This window comes from Nostocoides sp. (assembly GCF_037045025.1).
GTDB lineage: Bacteria > Actinomycetota > Actinomycetes > Actinomycetales > Dermatophilaceae > Nostocoides_A.
The window spans coordinates 202,103-219,245 of sequence record NZ_JBAOHM010000005.1 but is presented as its reverse complement, the minus strand read 5'-3'; the positions used below and the strand labels follow the sequence as shown (position 1 = coordinate 219,245).

16 protein-coding genes are annotated in these 17,143 nt (G+C 67.0%); 11 read left to right on the top strand and 5 right to left on the bottom strand.

Features of this window, described 5'->3' with window-relative positions; all coding sequences use genetic code 11:
• Nucleotides 1-6: 6 nt before the first annotated feature.
• The 4 genes from V9G19_RS03420 to V9G19_RS03405 all read left to right on the top strand — a co-directional run bounded on the left by V9G19_RS03420 (nucleotide 7) and on the right by V9G19_RS03405 (nucleotide 5,027).
• Nucleotides 7-2,295, top strand: coding sequence for a pyruvate formate lyase family protein (locus V9G19_RS03420; RefSeq protein WP_462284089.1), 2,289 nt, complete (start codon nucleotides 7-9; stop codon nucleotides 2,293-2,295).
• Nucleotides 2,296-2,332: 37 nt separating this feature from the next.
• Nucleotides 2,333-3,280, top strand: coding sequence for a glycyl-radical enzyme activating protein (locus V9G19_RS03415; RefSeq protein WP_462284286.1), 948 nt, complete (start codon nucleotides 2,333-2,335; stop codon nucleotides 3,278-3,280).
• Nucleotide 3,281: 1 nt separating this feature from the next.
• Complete coding sequence (locus V9G19_RS03410) at nucleotides 3,282-3,428, top strand: alcohol dehydrogenase catalytic domain-containing protein (protein WP_462284285.1); 147 nt, start codon at nucleotides 3,282-3,284, stop codon at nucleotides 3,426-3,428.
• A 75-nt stretch (nucleotides 3,429-3,503) separates the two neighbouring features.
• Nucleotides 3,504-5,027 carry an MFS transporter gene (locus tag V9G19_RS03405; RefSeq protein ID WP_462284088.1) on the top strand — a complete coding sequence of 508 codons (1,524 nt, stop codon included), beginning with the start codon at nucleotides 3,504-3,506 and terminating at the stop codon, nucleotides 5,025-5,027.
• 25 nt (nucleotides 5,028-5,052) lie between these two features.
• Here V9G19_RS03405 and V9G19_RS03400 read toward each other — a convergent pair whose 3' ends face one another.
• Genes V9G19_RS03400 through V9G19_RS03390 form a run of 3 tightly spaced genes read right to left on the bottom strand, consistent with a single transcriptional unit; the run spans nucleotide 5,053 to nucleotide 7,172 of the window.
• Entirely contained in the window at nucleotides 5,053-5,658 is a 606-nt protein-coding gene (locus tag V9G19_RS03400) for an AAA family ATPase (RefSeq protein WP_462284087.1), read from the bottom strand.
• 18 nt (nucleotides 5,659-5,676) lie between these two features.
• Complete coding sequence (locus tag V9G19_RS03395; protein ID WP_462284086.1) at nucleotides 5,677-6,066, bottom strand: universal stress protein; 390 nt, start codon at nucleotides 6,064-6,066, stop codon at nucleotides 5,677-5,679.
• 41 nt (nucleotides 6,067-6,107) lie between these two features.
• On the bottom strand, nucleotides 6,108-7,172 hold the full coding sequence (locus V9G19_RS03390; RefSeq protein ID WP_462284085.1) for a LacI family DNA-binding transcriptional regulator: 1,065 nt from the start codon (nucleotides 7,170-7,172) through the stop codon (nucleotides 6,108-6,110).
• A gap of 187 nt (nucleotides 7,173-7,359) precedes the next feature.
• Here V9G19_RS03390 and V9G19_RS03385 point away from each other — a divergent pair, with 187 nt between their 5' ends.
• The 5 genes from V9G19_RS03385 (at nucleotide 7,360) to V9G19_RS03365 (ending at nucleotide 12,911) form a co-directional block, all read left to right on the top strand.
• Nucleotides 7,360-8,556 (top strand): Gfo/Idh/MocA family protein, encoded by a 1,197-nt coding sequence (locus V9G19_RS03385; protein WP_462284084.1) that lies wholly within the window; start codon nucleotides 7,360-7,362, stop codon nucleotides 8,554-8,556.
• An 81-nt stretch (nucleotides 8,557-8,637) separates the two neighbouring features.
• On the top strand, nucleotides 8,638-9,624 hold the full coding sequence (locus tag V9G19_RS03380) for a sugar phosphate isomerase/epimerase family protein (protein ID WP_462284083.1): 987 nt from the start codon (nucleotides 8,638-8,640) through the stop codon (nucleotides 9,622-9,624).
• The gene (locus V9G19_RS03375) at nucleotides 9,621-10,706 is read left to right on the top strand and encodes a Gfo/Idh/MocA family protein (RefSeq protein ID WP_462284082.1); all 1,086 of its coding nucleotides are present in this window, start codon (nucleotides 9,621-9,623) and stop codon (nucleotides 10,704-10,706) included. The genes V9G19_RS03380 and V9G19_RS03375 overlap by 4 nt, the downstream gene beginning before the upstream one ends.
• Nucleotides 10,707-10,808: 102 nt before the next feature.
• Entirely contained in the window at nucleotides 10,809-11,537 is a 729-nt protein-coding gene (locus tag V9G19_RS03370) for an SDR family oxidoreductase (protein WP_462284081.1), read from the top strand.
• Nucleotides 11,538-11,546: 9 nt separating this feature from the next.
• Nucleotides 11,547-12,911, top strand: coding sequence for a CitMHS family transporter (locus tag V9G19_RS03365; protein ID WP_462284080.1), 1,365 nt, complete (start codon nucleotides 11,547-11,549; stop codon nucleotides 12,909-12,911).
• A gap of 4 nt (nucleotides 12,912-12,915) precedes the next feature.
• Here V9G19_RS03365 and V9G19_RS03360 read toward each other — a convergent pair whose 3' ends face one another.
• Nucleotides 12,916-13,737: a TIM barrel protein gene (locus V9G19_RS03360; protein ID WP_462284079.1), complete on the bottom strand. Its 822-nt coding sequence runs from the start codon at nucleotides 13,735-13,737 to the stop codon at nucleotides 12,916-12,918.
• Between the two features lie 94 nt (nucleotides 13,738-13,831).
• Between V9G19_RS03360 and V9G19_RS03355 the strand changes: the two genes are divergently transcribed.
• Entirely contained in the window at nucleotides 13,832-14,929 is a 1,098-nt protein-coding gene (locus V9G19_RS03355) for a transaldolase family protein (protein ID WP_462284078.1), read from the top strand.
• A gap of 2 nt (nucleotides 14,930-14,931) precedes the next feature.
• Here the strand turns inward: V9G19_RS03355 and V9G19_RS03350 are convergent, their stop codons facing one another.
• Complete coding sequence (locus V9G19_RS03350; protein ID WP_462284077.1) at nucleotides 14,932-15,972, bottom strand: Gfo/Idh/MocA family oxidoreductase; 1,041 nt, start codon at nucleotides 15,970-15,972, stop codon at nucleotides 14,932-14,934.
• Nucleotides 15,973-16,076: 104 nt separating this feature from the next.
• Between V9G19_RS03350 and V9G19_RS03345 the strand changes: the two genes are divergently transcribed.
• Entirely contained in the window at nucleotides 16,077-17,078 is a 1,002-nt protein-coding gene (locus tag V9G19_RS03345) for a LacI family DNA-binding transcriptional regulator (RefSeq protein ID WP_462284076.1), read from the top strand.
• Nucleotides 17,079-17,143 lie beyond the last annotated feature (65 nt).

The window sequence follows — 17,143 nt, the reverse complement described above, 5'->3', positions numbered from 1 at the left end:
GCAACCATGAACCGTTCGCAGTTGATCAAGGACCGTTTGCACGACGTCGAGTTCCACGCGAAGAAGCAGTGGTGGGGGGAGGATCTGACCATCTTGGACGACCCGGCGACCTGCGCCGAACCTCTCGTCGTGCGCAAGGCGCTCGCCTGCCGTTTCGTCCTGAACAACATGCCCGCCGAACTCAAGCCTGACGAACTCATCGCCGGCATCTGCCGAATGTCGATGATCGGCTTCGGGCACACCTTTCCGCAGTACGCCCTGCCCGAGGAAATTGCCGACGCAGCGCGCGTCAACCTCTCGCCCTTGTCGGTCTGGGGGCATCAGCCCCCGAACTACGAAAAGGTTCTCGCCATCGGGCTCTCTGGTCTGCGCGTCCAGGTGCAGGACAGGCTCGACGCGGAGCTCGACGCCGCCCGTCCGGACACCGAACGCACCAATCTCTTCCGGGCCATGATCATCGGCCTGGACGCCATCCGCGATCTCGCTGCCCGCTACGCGACGATGTGCGAAGCGGCTGCGCGCGCCGAAACCGATCCCGCGAGGCGCGCCGAACTGGCCGCCATGGCCGAGCGTTGCGCTCGCGTCCCCGAACACCCGGCCACCTCATTCGCCGAGGCCCTCCAATGCGTTTGGTTCATCTACATCGCCTTGCAGAGCACCATCGAGAACATCCCCCTCGGCCGCATCGATCAGTACCTCATGCCCTACTACACCGCCGACATCGAGCGCGGCGCTCTCGAGGCAAGCGAGGCCGAGGAACTGGTCGTCAGCTTCCTGGCGAAGTTCAATGAGCGGGTCCAGCTCGACCCCGAGCTCTGGGAGGACCATAACGACCCGAGCATCTACTCCTTCGGATCAGACCCCAGCGATCATTCGATGTACATCGACCTGGAGAACGGCGAGACCTACAACTACGGCGTCTCGGCGAACCACTGGGACCTCAACGTCATCCTGGCGGGAGTCCGCCCCGATGGTGTCGACGGGACGAACGAGCTGACCTACCTCTTCCTGCGGGCCTGGGACTTCCTCAAGGTCGTCACCCCCGTGGTCTCGGTCCGGCTGAACCACGACTCCCCCGAGGAACTCTATCGAGCGTGCGCGGACATCCTTCGGGTCGGCACGGGCGAGCCGGTGCTCTACAACGAGACCCCGATCATCGACGCCTACGTGCGACTCGGCATCCCTGTCGAGGACGCCCGGGACTTCTCCAACGACGGCTGCTGGGAGACGCTCATCCCTGGCAAGTCGCACTACTCGTTCTCGCACATCGAGGTCCTGCAACTGCTCGAATACGTCTTCCAGCGCGGGCAGAGCCTGGTGCGTGGCGTCAAGGAGGGCCTGGATCTGGGCGATCCGGCACATCTGGAGACCTGGGAACAGTTCTATGCCGCCTTCAAAGCCCAGCTCGACACCAAGGTCGAAGAGGTCGTCGAGAACCGGATGAAATACTACGGCGCCTCCTATCGCATCGCTCCGGACCCGATTATCTCGACGCTGATCGACGGCTGCATCGAGAGCGGCAAGGACCTGACCGACGGCGGCGCCCAGTACACCATCTACTCTCCACTGCTGACCGGCGTCTCCGACTGCGTCGATGCCCTCGCAGCCGTCAAGAAACTCGTCTACGACGAACGCAAAGTCTCAATGGCCGAACTCGCCGAGGCGCAGCGGACCGACTTCGCCGGTCGCGAGCCGCTGCAGCACATGCTGCGTAACCGGGCGCCGAAGTTCGGAAACGACGACGGGTATGCCGATGACATCGCTCGGCGACTCGTGGCCGACTTCGAGGCCAAGGTGCAGGAACTTAACGTCAAGCACCCCGAGATCGTCATGCCGCTGGGCATCGGCACCTTCGAGAACTACAGCAAGTTCGGGCACAAGGTGGGCGCCTCGGCAAGCGGTCGCGCGGCGCAGGCGCCGATCGGCAGCAACTACTCGCCCGCCTTCGGCATGGACAAGAGCGGTCCGACCGCGGCGGTGAAGTCCGTCGTCGCTCCCGACTTGTGGCGGTTCGCGACGGGCGCTCCCTTGGACATCCAGGTCAACGCGGGCGAAACCTCCGGAGAGCCCAGGCTGCAACGCCTGGTTGGGCTGATCAAGGGATTCCTCGACGTCGGCGGCAACATCCTCACCATCACCGGCGTGAGCACCGAGATGCTCCTCGATGCCCAGAAGCACCCCGAGAAGTACCGCACCCTGCGCGTGCGTATGGGTGGGCTGTCGGCCTACTTCATCGCGCTGCCGAAGGAGATGCAGGACACCCTCATCAGCAAGACCAAGTTCTCCATCGGGTGACTCCGACCGATTGCCACCTCGGAAGGAGGCGAGTGTGATGCTCCAGGTCGAACGCACGAACAAAGCGGGTGTCCTCGACGGCCGACTCGCCGTTGTGACGGACATTCAGCGCTATTCCCTGCACGACGGGCCGGGCATTCGCACGCTCGTCTTCTTCAAGGGCTGCCGGCTGGCCTGCGAATGGTGCGAGAACCCCGAGACGCTGCGGCCGAAACCGCAATTGCTGTTCATCGAGTCCCTGTGCATCGCCTGCGGGCTGTGCGCCGAGGCGTGCCCAGAGCAAGTGATCTCGTTGCGGGACAAGGGTATCGCGTTAGATCGAGACCGATGCACTGAATGCGGGGCGTGCGCCGAGGTGTGTTACCCGGGCGCGCTGGCGATGGCCGGGCGATATCTGAGCGTCGAAGACATCATGGCTGACGTCCGCAAGGACGAGCCGTTCTATGCCAGCAGCGGCGGCGGTCTCACCCTAAGCGGTGGCGAGGTGCTTGTGTATGCCGCGTTCGCAACCCGCCTGTTGAGCGCCGCCCAAGACGAAGGCATCCATACCGCGATCGAGACTTCCGGTTTCGGGCGGTGGTCGGAGCTGGAATCCCTTGTGCCACATACCGATCTGTTCCTCTTTGATATCAAGCACGTCGATCCGGCGATCCATCGGGCGCGCACGAGCCGCGGCAACGCGGTGATCCTGGGCAACCTGGCCCGGCTGCGGCAGGCCGATGCGCGGGTGATCATCCGGATACCGGTTATCCCCGGCTTCAATGACGACCTCCAGACCGTCGCGGCGATCGGGCAGCTGGCCGTGGCGCACGGCATTGGCGAGGTGCACTTGTTGCCGTTCCACCAATTCGGCCAGCCGAAGTGGGACATGATCGGCCGGCCCTATGCCTTCGGCTCAGCGGGGTCGGTGCCCGAGGGCACCCTCGCGGTACTTCGCGAGTCGCTCGAGTCGCTCGGCCTCGACGTGAGTCTGGGCGGCAACTAAGATCGCGGGCCTGGCGGCGGTGGTCGGCCCTGGTGTTCGGGGCCTCGCAGTCGGGGATCGCGTTGCCGTGCTGCATTATTCGGGTTGCGACTACTGCTCGTGGTGCCGACAGGGCTTGCCGAACCACTGCACCGACAAGACCGTCTAGTCGTTCTCGCGGGATGGCGGTTTCCAGGACAAGTTGTTGGTCGACGCGGCGGTCCGCGCCAAAGTTCCCGACGCGATGACCATGCTTGCAGCCGCATTCACTGCCTGCGGCGGCGCAACGGCGTATCAGTCCATCTGCCGCGGCGGAGTGCGCGCGGGCCACCGCGTTCTCGTCGTAGGCCTCGGCCCGGTTGGCATCGTGACGATGATGTGGCTGCAGGCATTAGGCGCCACCGCCGAAGGGGTGGACATCGACGCCGCGCGGCGTGCGTTCGCCCGGACCATGCACGTGGGCGAGGTCTTGGACCGTGCGGACTTCGATGGGTATGACGTGACCATCGACTGCTCCGGTAGCGCGGACGGTCGGGTCTTGGCGGTCCGCAGGGTGAAGATCCTCGGCACCGTGGTCCTGGTCGGGCTCGGATCCGGTCTGGACGTCCAGGTGAACGAGGACCTGATCTATCGTCAGGTTGCCCTCGTCGCCTCCCACGTGTTCGGGATGCCAGCAATGATGGAGGCGGATGCGAAGGCGGCCGAGCTCGCGCTGCCGCTGGACCGGGTGATCACCGAGACGTGCGCTCTGGCTCAGGCTCCGGACGCCGTCCGGAGCTTCACCAGCGCCGACGGGTTTGCGCGGATGCGCCCACAGGTCGAGCCGGCATTCGCCTCCTGGGTCACGCAATTCCTCGTGGCCAGCTCCAAGAAGCGCAGCGCCCGCACGACCGCCGCGCTCCAGCAACTCGCCCGACAGGCCCAAGGACACGTCGAGGCGTTGCTTGAGCGCAACGTCGCCTTCGAACACCACACCGACGGACTGGCCGTCGTCTTCAAACAAGAGGACAACCTCGCCCATTACCAGCATTCTCGGGATTGTCGGGACGGTCATCACCCGCGTCACCGAGGACCTCGCCATGTCGACGTTCTGGGAGGGGCGATCGTTGCCTCGTCGCTGATTGGCATCTTTGTCGGTGCGCCGGTTGGCGGCTGGGCCAGTGACAAGTACGGTCGCAAGCCGCTCTTCATGGTGGACATGGCGCTCTTCGTCCTGGGCTCGGCAGTGCAGTTCGTGGTCGACACGCCCATGCAGCTCTTCCTGGCCCGTCTCGTCATGGGAATCGCGGTCGGCATGGCGTATTCCGTGGGCTGGCCGATGCTGTCCGAGTTCGTCTCGAGGCGCTCGCGGGGCCGGATTCTCGCCCGGAACCTCGTTGCCTTCGATGCCGGATTCATGATCGCCTTCATAGTCGGCTATCTCCTGACCGAGCACAGCGCGCTCGACTGGCGCTTGATCCTCGGCTCGTCCACCTTCTTGGCCGTCGCGTTGTTCGTGTGCCGGGTCGGCCTGCCCGAGTCACCCAGGTCGCTGATGGGTAAGGGGCGCATTGAGGAGGCGCAGGCCGTCGCCAGCCGCATCCTCGAGCACCCTGAGGACATCGACGACATCGGTCAGGAGACGCACACGGAGGGCACGTTCGCGACGCTCTTCTCGGGCCGCCACTGGCGTTCGACGCTCTTCACCTCGATGTTCTGGCTGAGCGCGGTCACCCCTGCTTCGCCATCGCAACCTTTGCCGAGAAGATCCTCGACAGCTACGGCCTGAGCAGTGGCCTGGTCGGCGGCTTAGCTTAGGCCTGTCCGCGCTCGCGCCCGCAGGCGTCCTCCTGACCGTCTATCTCATCAACAAGGTCGGCGGCCAGCGCCGCGAGCGCCACCTCCACTTGATCGCTCGTCGCAGCCGTTGCGTCAATGGCCACATGCGGTACGTGCGGCTGCGGCGGAGTCACCTCGTCGCGCGCATGATCGCGTGGATCTCCGCGGCGAACCCGCCGGGCCCGGAACTCCTCGGCCGGCCCGGCGAGATAGAGGACGACCGGGCTGGCCGGAGTGAGGCTCTCTCGCAAGGCGGTCCACTCTCGGCCCCCGGCGAGTTCGGCCGTGAACGGGGCGACGAGAACGACTCCGACCCCGACCGCGACAATGTCGGCGGCGGTGGCACGCAAGGCGGCATACCGCCCCGCGCGCACGCGCTCCGCAAGCGGCCCGGCTAGCCAGTGCGGGCCGGCGGTGGGAGTGATCTCGTCGAGCAATGGGTTCGTCAGACTGTCCAGGTCGAGGATCGGCAGCTGCAAGGTCGCCGCCAATGCCCGGCCGAGCGTGGTCTTGCCGCTGCCGGCGACGCCGGTCACCACAACAACGACCGGGGGCGGCTTGTCCAGACGGGCCATCGGCATCGCCGAAATCGCAGCAGCTCAGCGTTTGACGACGAGCACCGGGATGGGCGATTCAAGGATGAGGTCCTGGGCGATGCTGCCCATCAGCGCCTTGCCGACGGGCGAGCGCTGGCGCGCGCCGATGATCAACAGCTCCGCGCCCAGGTCGGCGGCCGTGGACAAGACGGTGTGCGCGACATCGTGGGCCAGCGGTGCGACATGGACGCGCCACGAGATCTCGTGGTCACCCTTGACCTCGTCCACGACGTCACCAATGCCGACTTCCAGCGCCTGGTTCTTGTCCATGTCGAGGTCACCGGTGACATTGAGGATCACCAGCTCGACCTCCCTGAAGGCGGCCTCGCGCACGGCTTCGGCCAGCACCTTCGCGCTGATCTCGGAGGCCTGGTGGGCAACGACGACGGTCATGAGCGACGGTCCTTCCCTGGTCGGATGCGAGTTCGGCAAGCCTACTGATCGACGCCGTCGACTGACGAGATTTCGCGCGGGGGCGCGCTCGAGCGGCGAACGACGAGCCGGGGAACGACGACGACGTCGGTGTCGCTCGCCAGCGGCCTCGCAGGGGGATGGCCATCGAGCCGGGCGCCGAGGATCGCCATCGTCGCGGATGCCAAGCCGACCGGGTCCTGACTGACCGAGGTGAGCCCGACCGTGCCGAGGCGCGCGAGCGCACTGTCGTCGTAGCCCACAACGGAAACGCCTTCCGGGACATCGATTCCCGCGCGAATAAGGCTGTCGCGCAACCCGATAGCGCAACGGTCGTTAAAGCACACGATCCCCGTGGGGCGGCCAGCGGGGGCCCGAGCGACAACGACGCCGGCGGCCGCGACACCCCCCTGCTCGGTGCTCCCGCCAGCGATGACGTCGACCAGGCCAGACAGGCCGTGCCGCGCCATGGCCTCCCGATAGCCGCGCCGCCGGGCGGTAGCGATGCTGCCGCGGGGGCCGTCGACGAAGGCGATCCGCTCGTGCCCCAGGCCGGTCAGGTGGTCGACCGCGACCTCCAGGCCCTGGCCATCCGCGGCCCGCACGCCCGGCACCTCGCGCGACCCGGTGCGGCCAATCACGACGGTCGGGCAGCGGACGCCGAGCTGGTCGAGCGCGGCTCGCGGCATGCCCGGGCCGAGGAGGGCTAGCCCCTCGCAGCGGAAGTCGAGCAGGGTCTCCACGGCGGCCGCCTCGTCGCGGCGTGCGGTCGTCGTGCTCAACACCAGGTCGAGACCGCGCGCTCCGGCAGCCTCGTCCAGGGCGAGCACGAGCTCACCGTGGAAGGGATGGGTGACGTCGAGCAGCACGCCGATCAGGCGACTGCGGTGTCGGGCAAGCACACTCGCGGCGCGATCGGGACGATAGCCCAGCTCCTCGGCGACCGCGCGCACGCGCTCCCGCGTCGCCGCGCTCGGCCCCGGCCGGTCGCGCAAGACCAGCGAGACCGAGGCGGTCGACACGCCGGCGCGCTCGGCAACGTCCTCGATGCGCACGCGCACGCGGCCTCCCGCGGTGGATCGGTTCAAGCGCTTCACATCCTAGCTACTCCGCAATCCGGGCCCGCACCAACGTCACCCGTGGCGGTGCCTGCTGCGGGTGCCTGCCCGGCCCGCAGGCCTTGACAGGACGGGCCGGGCGCGGCATTCTGGTGCCGTTCTTAAAGCGCTTTATATCACGCCCTGGTGGACAACCGCCGGAGAGAGGAACTCCCCCATGAGCAACCCGATCGGCGTCGCCGTCATCGGGGCCGGAATGGCCGGCCGAGCCCACTGCGCTGGATATCGCAGCGCGCCAACGCTCTTCGACCCGCCGCTCCCGCCGATCCGGTATGCCGCTGTCATCGACGCCGACGCGGCCGTCGCTGCCGACGCCGCCACGCGTTATGGCTTCGAGCGCAGCGGGACCGACTGGCGGGAACTGTTGACCGACGACGACGTGCACGTGGTCAGCATCGTCGTCGCCAACGCTCTGCACCGCGAAATCGCCGAGGCCCTCCTCGACGCCGGCAAGCACGTCCTGTCCGAGAAGCCGCTTGCCGACACGATCGACAATGCTCGCGCCATGGCGGACGCTGCCGCGGCACATCCCGATCTGGTCACCGGCACCGCCTTTGTCTATCGGCGTCAGCCGGCCGTCGCGGCCATCAAGAACCTCGTCGCCGAGCGCCTCGGCGCGGTCTCGCACTTCAACGGCCGCTACTGGTGCGACTACGCCAACAGCCCGCTGACCCCAATGGCCTGGCGCTACCAGGGCGGCCCCGGCACCGGAGCCCTGGGCGACATTGGCTCCCACCTCATCGACCTCGCCGAGTTCGTCTGCGGGCCTCTGCTTTCCGTCTCCGGCGCGGCCTTCACCACGCTCGTGAAGGAACGCTTCGTCGCCAAGGGCACGACCTACGGCCACTCCCGCGCGGAGCTGACCGAGGAGAAGCGCTCCGTCGAGAACGACGACGTCGCCACCTTCACCGCGACCTTCGCCAATGGTGCCGTCGGGACCTTCTCGATCTCGCGCATCGCCCCCGGGCACGCCAACTCGATGGCCTTCGACGTCTTTGCCCAAAACGGCGCCGCGAAGTGGGACATGGACCGGCCGGCCGAATTCTCGGTGGTGCTCAACGAAGCCGACGACGCGCTCGCGGCCTACAACGGCTACAACCAGGTCCTCGTCGGCCCGGCGCACCCCTACCTCAAGGGCGGCGTCCCGATGGACTTCCCCGGGGTTTCGTATGGCGTCGGCGACCTCTTCGGCTTCCAGGCCCGCGCCTTCCTCGAGCAGGTCGCCGGCATCGACGGTGGGCTGCCGCCGGTCGCGAGCTTCGCCGACGGGTTGCGCGACCTGGAGATCATCAACGCCGTCATCTCCTCGGCCGCCGCCGGTGGCGCCACGGTCGAGTTGCCGGCCCACCACTAAACCCCACGACGTGTCCTAGCTCCGCTGCTGTTACTTCGCGGGGAACCGGCCAACAAATATCCGAACCAGGAGTGACCAACTATGTACATCGGTGTCTACAATGCCTGCCTCGGCGACAAGTCGCTCGCCGAGGCCCTCGACGTCATCAAGGGTCTCGGGCTGAACAGCGTCGAGATCAACTCCGGCGGCTTCCTCCCGCCGATCCACCTGCCGGTCGCGGAGCTCAAGTCCAGCGAGGACGCCCGCCAGCAGTACCTCGGCGAGTTCGAGTCCCGCGGCCTAACGCTGACGGCGTTGAACTGCAATGGCAACCCGCTCTTCCCGACCGAGGGCTTCCCGCACGCCCAGGACCTCATCGACTCCATCGAGTTGGCGTCCCTGCTCGGGGTCAAGCGTCTGGTGACGATGTCCGGCGCCCCGGGCGCCGAGGCCGGTGGCAAGCACATGGCGTGGAACGTCCTGCCGTGGTGGAGCCCGCTGCTCGACGTACGCGACTACCAGTGGGAGGTCGCCGTGCCCTTCTGGAAGGACATCCAGGCCCGGGCTGCCGACGCAAACGTCAGGGTCGCCATCGAGATGCATCCCGGCAACATTGTCTACAACCCTGCGACGATGCACCGGCTCGCTGAGGAGATCAACGCCACCCACGTCGGCGCCGAGATGGACCCGAGCCATCTCTTCTGGCAGGGCATCGATCCCGTTCTCGCGCTGAAGGATCTCGGCTCGCTCGTGTATTGCTCGGCTGCCAAGGACACCCGGATCAACGAGGCCGCCAAGGTCAACGGCGTCCTCGATGACCGCTTCACCCGCGTCGCCGAGGGCGAGAAGGGTTACCTCCCGCTCGGCGGCGGCACCACCCTCTCCGGCTGGCCGAGCAACTCCTCCTGGGACTTCGTCGCCATCGGCAAGGGCCACGATGTCGCATTCTGGACCGAGTTCCTGCGCACGTTGCAGGAGATCGACCCCGACCTGCCGTGCAATATCGAGCACGAGGACGCCGAACTCGGTCAGCTCGAGGGCCTGGAGTTCGCCGCCCGCAACATGCTGGCCGCGGAGCAGGCGTTGTGACGGCTTCGAGCGCCGGCGAGCCACTGCGCATCGGGATCCTCGGCGCCGCCCGGATCGCGCCACTATCGATCGTCAGCCCAGCCCAGGCCACTGGCACGCGGCTGGTGGCGGTCGCGGCCCGGGACCGTTCTCGCGCAGCGGACTTCGCCGCCGAGAACGGCGTCGAGCGGGTCGTGGAGTCGTATGCCGCCCTGCTCGCCGACCCCGAGGTCGAGGTGGTCTACAACCCGCTCGCCAACGGCCTGCACGCGCCGTGGAACGCCAAGATTGCGGCTGCCGGCAAGCACGTGCTCACCGAGAAGCCCTCGGCGGCCAATGCCGCCGAAGCCCGCGACGTCGCCGCCGCCGTCCGTGAAGCCGGAACGGTCCTCATGGAAGCGTTCCATTACCCGTATCACCCGCTCTTCCAGCGGGCGTGTGAGCTGATCGCTCAGGGCGCAATCGGCGAGGTGCGACACATCGACGTCCCGCTGCTCATGCCCGATCCCGGCGCCGACGACCCGCGATGGCGGCTGGATCTGGCCGGCGGCTCGACGATGGACCTCGGCTGCTATTCGTTGTCGTGCCTGGCTTTGCTCGGCGAGCGGTTCTGCGGTGGGGCGTTCACCGTCAGCGAGGCGGTCGCAGCCGAGCGTGCCGGCCACCCCGGAGTCGACTCCCACCTCTTCGTCGCTGGCGCCTTCCCTTCGGGCGCAACCGGATCGGGCGGTTCCGACATGGATGCCGATGACTGGTCGTTCACCCTGGTGGTGACCGGGAGCGAAGGCGAGATCGTCGTCCCGAGCTTCCCGCTACCGCATCAGGACGACCGACTGATCCTGCGGCATACGGCATCGACGGCGCGGGCGCGCCGCTCTCCGCAGGACGCGGCCGACCTGGTCGCCGAGCGCGACGGCGATGTCGTTGAGAAGCTCGGCAACCGCTCGAGCTATACCTTCCAGCTCGAAGCCTTCACGGCCGCGGTCCGAGACGGGGCGCCGGTCACGACCGACGCCGACTTCGCGGTCCGCAACATGACGCTCGTCGATGCCGCGTATGCCGCCGCCGGCCTCCCCGCGCGGCAGTCGATCTCGCCGGGCTAGATCAGCCTCTCCGCGATCGCCCGGTTGCGCACGACCACCGTCGGGAGAATGCTGGGGCGGGGTGCTCCCGCACCTCAACGGCGAGTGAGGAGAGGCAAGGGCATGACGGGCGCATTGGCGGGCAAGACGGCGGCAGTCACCGGCGGGGCAAGCGGGATCGGAAAAGCGAGCCTGGACGCAATGGTGGCCGCCGGTGCTCGCGCCGTCGTCATTGATCGGGACGAGGCCGCAATGACGGCCCTCGCGGAGGAGCACGGCGATGCGGTCGTGCCGGTCGCCATCAACCTGCTCGACCCCACTGACTGCGCCACCTTGCTGCCACGGATCCTCGACGTCCTCGGCCACCTCGACATCTTCCACGCCAACGCCGGTATCTATGTCGGTGGCGACCTGGTCGATGCCACCGGCGAGGCGATCGACCGGATGCTTAACCTCAATGTCAACGTCGTCATGAAGAACGTCCGCGACGTGCTCCCGCACATGATCGAGCGCGGCACCGGCGACATCGTGGTCACGAGTTCACTTGCTGCGCATTTCCCGACACCGTGGGAGCCGGTCTATGCCTCGAGCAAGTGGGCGATCAACTGTTTCGTGCAGACCACGCGTCGGCAGGTCTTCAAGCACGGGATCCGCGTCGGATCGGTCTCACCCGGACCGGTCGTCAGCGCCCTACTCGCCGACTGGCCGCCGGAGAAGCTGCAGGAGGCGCGCGACTCGGGCTCGCTCATGGAGCCCAGCGATGTCGCCGACACCATCGTATTCATGCTCACCCGGCCACGACATGTGACGGTGCGTGATGTGGTCATGCTGCCGACCAACTTCGATCTCTGAGGCGCCGAGATGCTGACCATCTGGGGGCTGCTCATCGTCGTCATCTTCATGACGCTGATCATGACCAAGCGGACGACCCCGTTCACGGCGCTGGTCCTTAGCCCGGTGATCATCGCCATCTTCGCCGGCTTCGGTGGCAAGCTCGGCGAGTACAGCTCCGACGGGGTCAAGGGTGTCGCTCCCACCGTCTTCCTGCTGCTCTTCGCGATCCTCTACTTCGGGCTGATGCTGACGGCCGGGTTGTTCGACCCGCTGGTGCACGTCATCCTGCGGGCGGTCAAGGGTGACCCGCTGCGTGTGCTGGTCGGCACCGCGTTGCTCGCGGCCGTGGTGTCCGTCGATGGCGACGGTTCGACCACGACGATGATCGTCTGCTCCTCGATGATCCCGGTCTACCGGCGGCTGAACATGCGGATGATGGACCTCGCGGTGATCATCATCATGGCCAACTCGATCATGAACCTGCTGCCCTGGGGTGGCCCGACCGCGCGCATCATCGCGGCCCTGAAGGTCGATGAGGGCGAGCTGCTGCGCCGATTACTCCCGGGGATGCTGGTCGCGATCGTCTGGGTCGTGATCGTCGCCATCCTGCGGGGGCGTGCCGAGCGCAAGCGGCTCGGCATACATCAGCTCTCTGCCCAGGAGATCGCGGCGCTCTCCCCCGGCAGTTCCATGATCGAGGCGTCCAACGACAGCTCCGAAACGGCCGCCGCGCTGGAGCATGAGGCAGAAAAGCTCAAGCGCCCCAATATGATTTGGCCCAACTTCATCCTGACGATGATCATGATGGTGCTGCTCATTTTCGGAGGCATCGGCTTCATCCCCAAGGTGCCGTCGTTCATCATCTTTGAGATCGGCTTCGCGATCGCCCTGCTGCTCAACTACCGCAAGCTCAATGAGTCTCGTGATGTCATCGAAATCCATGCCGCCAACGCGATGCATGTCATCGTCATGGTGCTTGCCGCCGGGATCTTCATGGGGATCCTCAACGGCTCCGGCATGTCCGAGGCCATGGGCCAGTCCATCGCCGATGTCGTGCCCGCATCGCTCGGCGACCGGTGGGGCCTGGTCACGGCGTTCGCATCCATCCCCGGGACCTTCCTGCTGTCCAATGACGCTTTCTATCTCGGGGTGTTGCCGATCCTCAACGAGACCGGTGCCACCTATGGGTTCACGCCCATGCAGATGGCCGTCGCCTCGACGACCGGCCAGGCTTTCCACCTGCTCTCGCCGCTGGTCGGCTTCATCTATCTGCTGCTGCACCTGACCGGTGTCGACATGGGCGCCTGGCAGCGGACGGCCGCCAAGTGGGGCATCGGCACGTTCGTCATCTTCTTGCTGAGCGCGGTCACCGTCGGGGGTGTCCCGATCTGAGCCGCTAAAGCGTGAAGGCCTCCCGGAAGCGGGCCAGCGCGCGGCCGGAGTCGGTGGATGCAAACGCCTCCATTCCGACAACCCCGCGATATCCCATGTCCGCCAACGCTCTTGCCACGCCGGCGTAATTGATCTCACCGGTCCCAGGTTCGCACCGGCCGGGCACGTCCGCCACCTGGATCTCGCCGATCCATGGCAGCGCGGCGCGGCAGAGCTCGATGAGGTTCCCCTCGCCGATCTGCGCGTGATAGAGGTCGAGGTTCAGCTTCAGGTGGGGTGAGTCAACCCCGCTCACGAGGTCCAGGGTGTCGGCCGCCCGCGCGAACGGCGTGCCCGGGTGGTCGACGGCGAGGTTGAGGTTTTCCAGGACGAAGGTGACCTGCTCGCGTTCGCCCAACTCGGCAATCCGCCCGAGCGTATGCCGCGCGCACTCCCACATCTGCGGCGTCGCCTCGGTGCCAGCCGGGAGCGCCACGACGGGCAGACCCCGGTTGTCGAGCCCCGTGCCATGCAGGTTGAGTGCCCAGGCGCCGATCCGTCGAGCGATGGCAATGGACTCGGCAGCGGTCCGCAGCAACTCGTCCGCGCCCTGCGGGTCGCCGAGATTGCCGATGGTGTAGCCGGTCATCGAGGTGAACGTAACCCCGTCGGCGTGCAGTCGCTCCAGCTCGTCGATGTCGTGACCTCGCCAGTCCCAAATCTCCACGTGGAAGCCGCGGTCGCGGATGGCGATGATCCGGTCCCGGACGGGCAGATCGGGAAAGAGCATCTCGGCCGATGCCGCAAGGATGAAGCCGGCGCTTGGGCTCGCCGCGGGTGTCGTCATGGTGCCTCCATCATCTGGATCCAGGCATTCCGCTCCGGGTTTTTGTGCGCTAGTCTATATGTCCTAACAAAGTAACAACCTAGGGAGTATGACGATGACCACCGCCCAGACCAGCCAGCAGGCAGTGGCGACGGATTCGCCGTTGCTGACCATGACCCAGACCACACCCACGGTCTTGTGGAACGACAGCGCCGACCCCAAGGAGTTGAGCGAAGCCATCGGCTGGGGTGCCGTCGGCGCCACCTGCAACCCGGTCATCGCCCTGGCCGCGATCAAGGCCGACCTGCCCCGCTGGACCGCCCGACTCCACGAGCTCCTCGAGGAGATGCCCACGGCCACCGAGTCCGAGCTGGGCTGGCGAGTCGTCGAGGAGGTCTCCATCGACGCGGCCAAACTGCTCGAGCCCGCCTTCGCGAAGTACAACGGCCGCAACGGCCGGCTGTCGATGCAGACCGACCCGCGCCTGTGGCGCAATGCCGACGCGCTCGCCGACCAGGCCGAGCACTTCTCGACGCTCGCGCCCAACGTCATCGTCAAGATCCCGGCCATCAAGAAGGGGATCGCCGCCATCGAGGAAGCGACCTATCGAGGCGTGAACATCAATGTCACCGTGTCCTTCTCGGTGCCGCAGGCGATCGCGAGCGGCGAGGCCATCGAGCGCGGGCTCAAGCGCCGTGAGGCCGAGGGCAAGGACGTCTCGACGATGGGGCCGGTCGTCACGATCATGGTCGGCCGGCTCGACGACTGGCTCAAGGAAGTCGTCAAGCGAGACGGCATCGACATCGACCCTGCCCACCTCGAGTGGGCCGGCGTGGCCGCCGTCAAGCGCGCGTATGCCGAGTTCCAGGAGCGCAGCCTGCGCGCGCGGGTGCTCGTCGCGGCATACCGGAACAACCTGCAGTGGACCGAGTTGATCGGCGGGGACATGGTGCTCTCCCCGCCCTTCGCCTGGCAGCAGAAGTTCCAGGCGAGCGGGCATGACCCCAAGTCGACGATGGACACCCCGGTCGATCCGGCGATCATCGCCTCCTTGGAAACCATCGAGGACTTCCGCCGGGCCTACGAGCCGGACGGCATGACCGAGGACGAGTTCATCGACTTCGGCGCCACCCGCAAGACGCTGCGGCAGTTCCTCGGCGCCGACGAGGAACTCGACCACCTGGTGCGCGACATCCTGCTTCCCGCCCCCTGAGGTCACGGCAGTCGTCCTGACCCGCCCTCGATAACCTCCGCGATCGACACCCGACGTCCACTCTCGGCGGAACGCCAGGCCGCCAGGGCAACGGCAAAGGCGGCCTTGGCATCCGCTCCGCCAGCCCCCACGGGCGTTCCGCCCCGCACCGCGTCGCAGAAGGCGACGAACTCGGCTACATAAGCATCGTGCATCAGCTCGGTGTCGCTGCGGCTGGTGCGCCGACTCACACCCGCAGCGGTCCAGTGGGCCGCCGACTGCTGGACGGGACCACCGACGGTGACCATCCCGGCGGATCCAAAGGCTTCTGCTCGGACGTCATATCCGTATGCCGCAGCGAAGTTCGCCTCGGCCGTGGCCATCGCGCCGTTGTCAAAACGCATCGTCACAATCGCGGTGTCCAGCAGGCCGCCGGCGGCGAAGTCGGGGGCGACAAGCGCATCGGCAAAGGCGTGCACCTCCACAACGGCGGCACCCGGGTTGAGCCACAAGAGCGCGTCGAAGTCGTGGATCAGGGTCTGGGTGAAGATCGTTCCGGGAGGGACTGCTCCGGGGTTGGCGAGCCCGGGATCGCGCGTCAGCGAGCGCAGCAGTTGCGGCTTGCCAATCCCCCCGGAGTTGATGATCTCGTGCGCAGCAACGAAATCTGCGCTGAAGCGCCGGTTGAAACCCACTTGGAGAGGCACTCCTGCCAGCTGGCACGAGGCGATTGCGGCATCGAAGTCAGGGAGTGTCATCGACATCGGCTTCTCGCAGAAAACGGCCTTGCCCGCCGCGGCGGCCCGCTGGATCAGTCGGCTGTGCGCCGTGCTGGCGGCGGTAATCACGATCGCCTCGATGGCCTCGTCGCCGAGCAGCGCATCGATAGAAGCGGCCGCGGTGCCGAGCGCTTCGGCCAATGCGTGCGCCGCGGGTCGGTGGGTGTCCGCGACGCACACGAGGTTGGCACCCGGGACATGGCGAGCGAGAGCTGTTGCGTGGTGCCTGCCGATGCGGCCCGCGCCGATCAGCCCGACGCGAACGGGTGGCGGGGGTGCGTTCATGAGCTGCCGATCTACTAGAGCGCTCTAGGGCTGGGACCATCATGCGGCGCGATGACGCGGCCGTCAAGACCGTTCGCTAGAGCGATCTAGTAAACTGTGCACCCATGGCTGGATCCCGACCGACGATGGAGGATGTGGCGGCTCGGGCGAGTGTCTCGCGGGCGTTGGTGTCGATCGTCTTCAGGGGTGTGCCCGGAGCGTCCGAGCAGACTCGGCAGCGAGTGTTGACGGCGGCTGCTGAGCTGGGCTATGAAACCGACCGCAGGGCCAGCCGCCTGGGCCGCTCGCGCACCCGCATGATCGGTGTCGTCTTCGACTTCAGCGGTGACTTCCACGCCCACGTGATCGACGGCCTGTACCGGTCAGCCGATGAGCACGACTACGAGGTCGTCCTGTCGCCGGCAACCCCCCATCGCTCGGAGCGGCAGGCGATCGCGTCGGTCCTCGGCGAACGCTGCGAGGGCATCGTCCTCATCGGGCCGCGGATCGCCTCAACGGAGATCGCCGACTTGTCTCGGAGAATGGCGACGGTCGTCTTGCTCCGCCAAGTCAGGGCCGCGGGAGTCGATTCCATTCGCACCGATGACCAAGCCGGACTAGATCTGCTCGTCGACCATCTGGCCGGCTTGGGCCACCGGGAGATTCGTTATGTCGACGGAGGCGAGGCCGCTGGAGCTTCGCCGCGGCGCACGGCTTACCGGCGGGCGATGGCGCGGCTGGGACTCACCCCGCAAACCCTGGCGGGGGGCATGGACGAGGAGGCCGGCGCGGTCGCCGCCGAACTACTGCTCGGCGAGGCCTCGGTGAGCTTGCCGTCGGCGATCGTCGCCTTCAACGACCGCTGTGCCCTGGGGATCCTTCACCGCCTTCGCGGTGCCGGTCTGCACCTGCCCGGCGACTTGTCACTCACCGGCTTCGACGACATCGCGGCCGCTGGCTATCGTCACAACGCGCTGACCACGGTGCACCAGGACACCACGGCCCTCGGCGCCCTGGCCATGGACCGGCTGCGGGCGCGGATCGAGGATGACGGCGCGCCTGGAACTCGGCTGCTCGTCCCGCCCCGGCTCGTCCACCGCAAGACGACGGCAGCTCCCCCGCTCTAGACTTGGACCGGCAGGGCCCATCACGTGAGCCGGAGCGACGTCATGGCGTCGCTCCGGCTCATCTG

Bases quoted from the DNA above. Each gene is read 5' to 3' on its own strand.
- V9G19_RS03420 (WP_462284089.1), top strand. From the start codon at position 7: ATGAACCGTTCGCAGTTGATCAAGGACCGTTTGCACGACGTCGAGTTC.
- V9G19_RS03415 (WP_462284286.1), top strand. From the start codon at position 2,333: ATGCTCCAGGTCGAACGCACGAACAAAGCGGGTGTCCTCGACGGCCGA.
- V9G19_RS03405 (WP_462284088.1), top strand. From the start codon at position 3,504: ATGACCATGCTTGCAGCCGCATTCACTGCCTGCGGCGGCGCAACGGCG.
- V9G19_RS03400 (WP_462284087.1), bottom strand. From the start codon at position 5,658: ATGCCGATGGCCCGTCTGGACAAGCCGCCCCCGGTCGTTGTTGTGGTG.
- V9G19_RS03395 (WP_462284086.1), bottom strand. From the start codon at position 6,066: ATGACCGTCGTCGTTGCCCACCAGGCCTCCGAGATCAGCGCGAAGGTG.
- V9G19_RS03385 (WP_462284084.1), top strand. From the start codon at position 7,360: ATGAGCAACCCGATCGGCGTCGCCGTCATCGGGGCCGGAATGGCCGGC.
- V9G19_RS03380 (WP_462284083.1), top strand. From the start codon at position 8,638: ATGTACATCGGTGTCTACAATGCCTGCCTCGGCGACAAGTCGCTCGCC.
- V9G19_RS03370 (WP_462284081.1), top strand. From the start codon at position 10,809: ATGACGGGCGCATTGGCGGGCAAGACGGCGGCAGTCACCGGCGGGGCA.
- V9G19_RS03365 (WP_462284080.1), top strand. From the start codon at position 11,547: ATGCTGACCATCTGGGGGCTGCTCATCGTCGTCATCTTCATGACGCTG.
- V9G19_RS03360 (WP_462284079.1), bottom strand. From the start codon at position 13,737: ATGACGACACCCGCGGCGAGCCCAAGCGCCGGCTTCATCCTTGCGGCA.
- V9G19_RS03355 (WP_462284078.1), top strand. From the start codon at position 13,832: ATGACCACCGCCCAGACCAGCCAGCAGGCAGTGGCGACGGATTCGCCG.
- V9G19_RS03350 (WP_462284077.1), bottom strand. From the start codon at position 15,972: ATGAACGCACCCCCGCCACCCGTTCGCGTCGGGCTGATCGGCGCGGGC.
- V9G19_RS03345 (WP_462284076.1), top strand. From the start codon at position 16,077: ATGGCTGGATCCCGACCGACGATGGAGGATGTGGCGGCTCGGGCGAGT.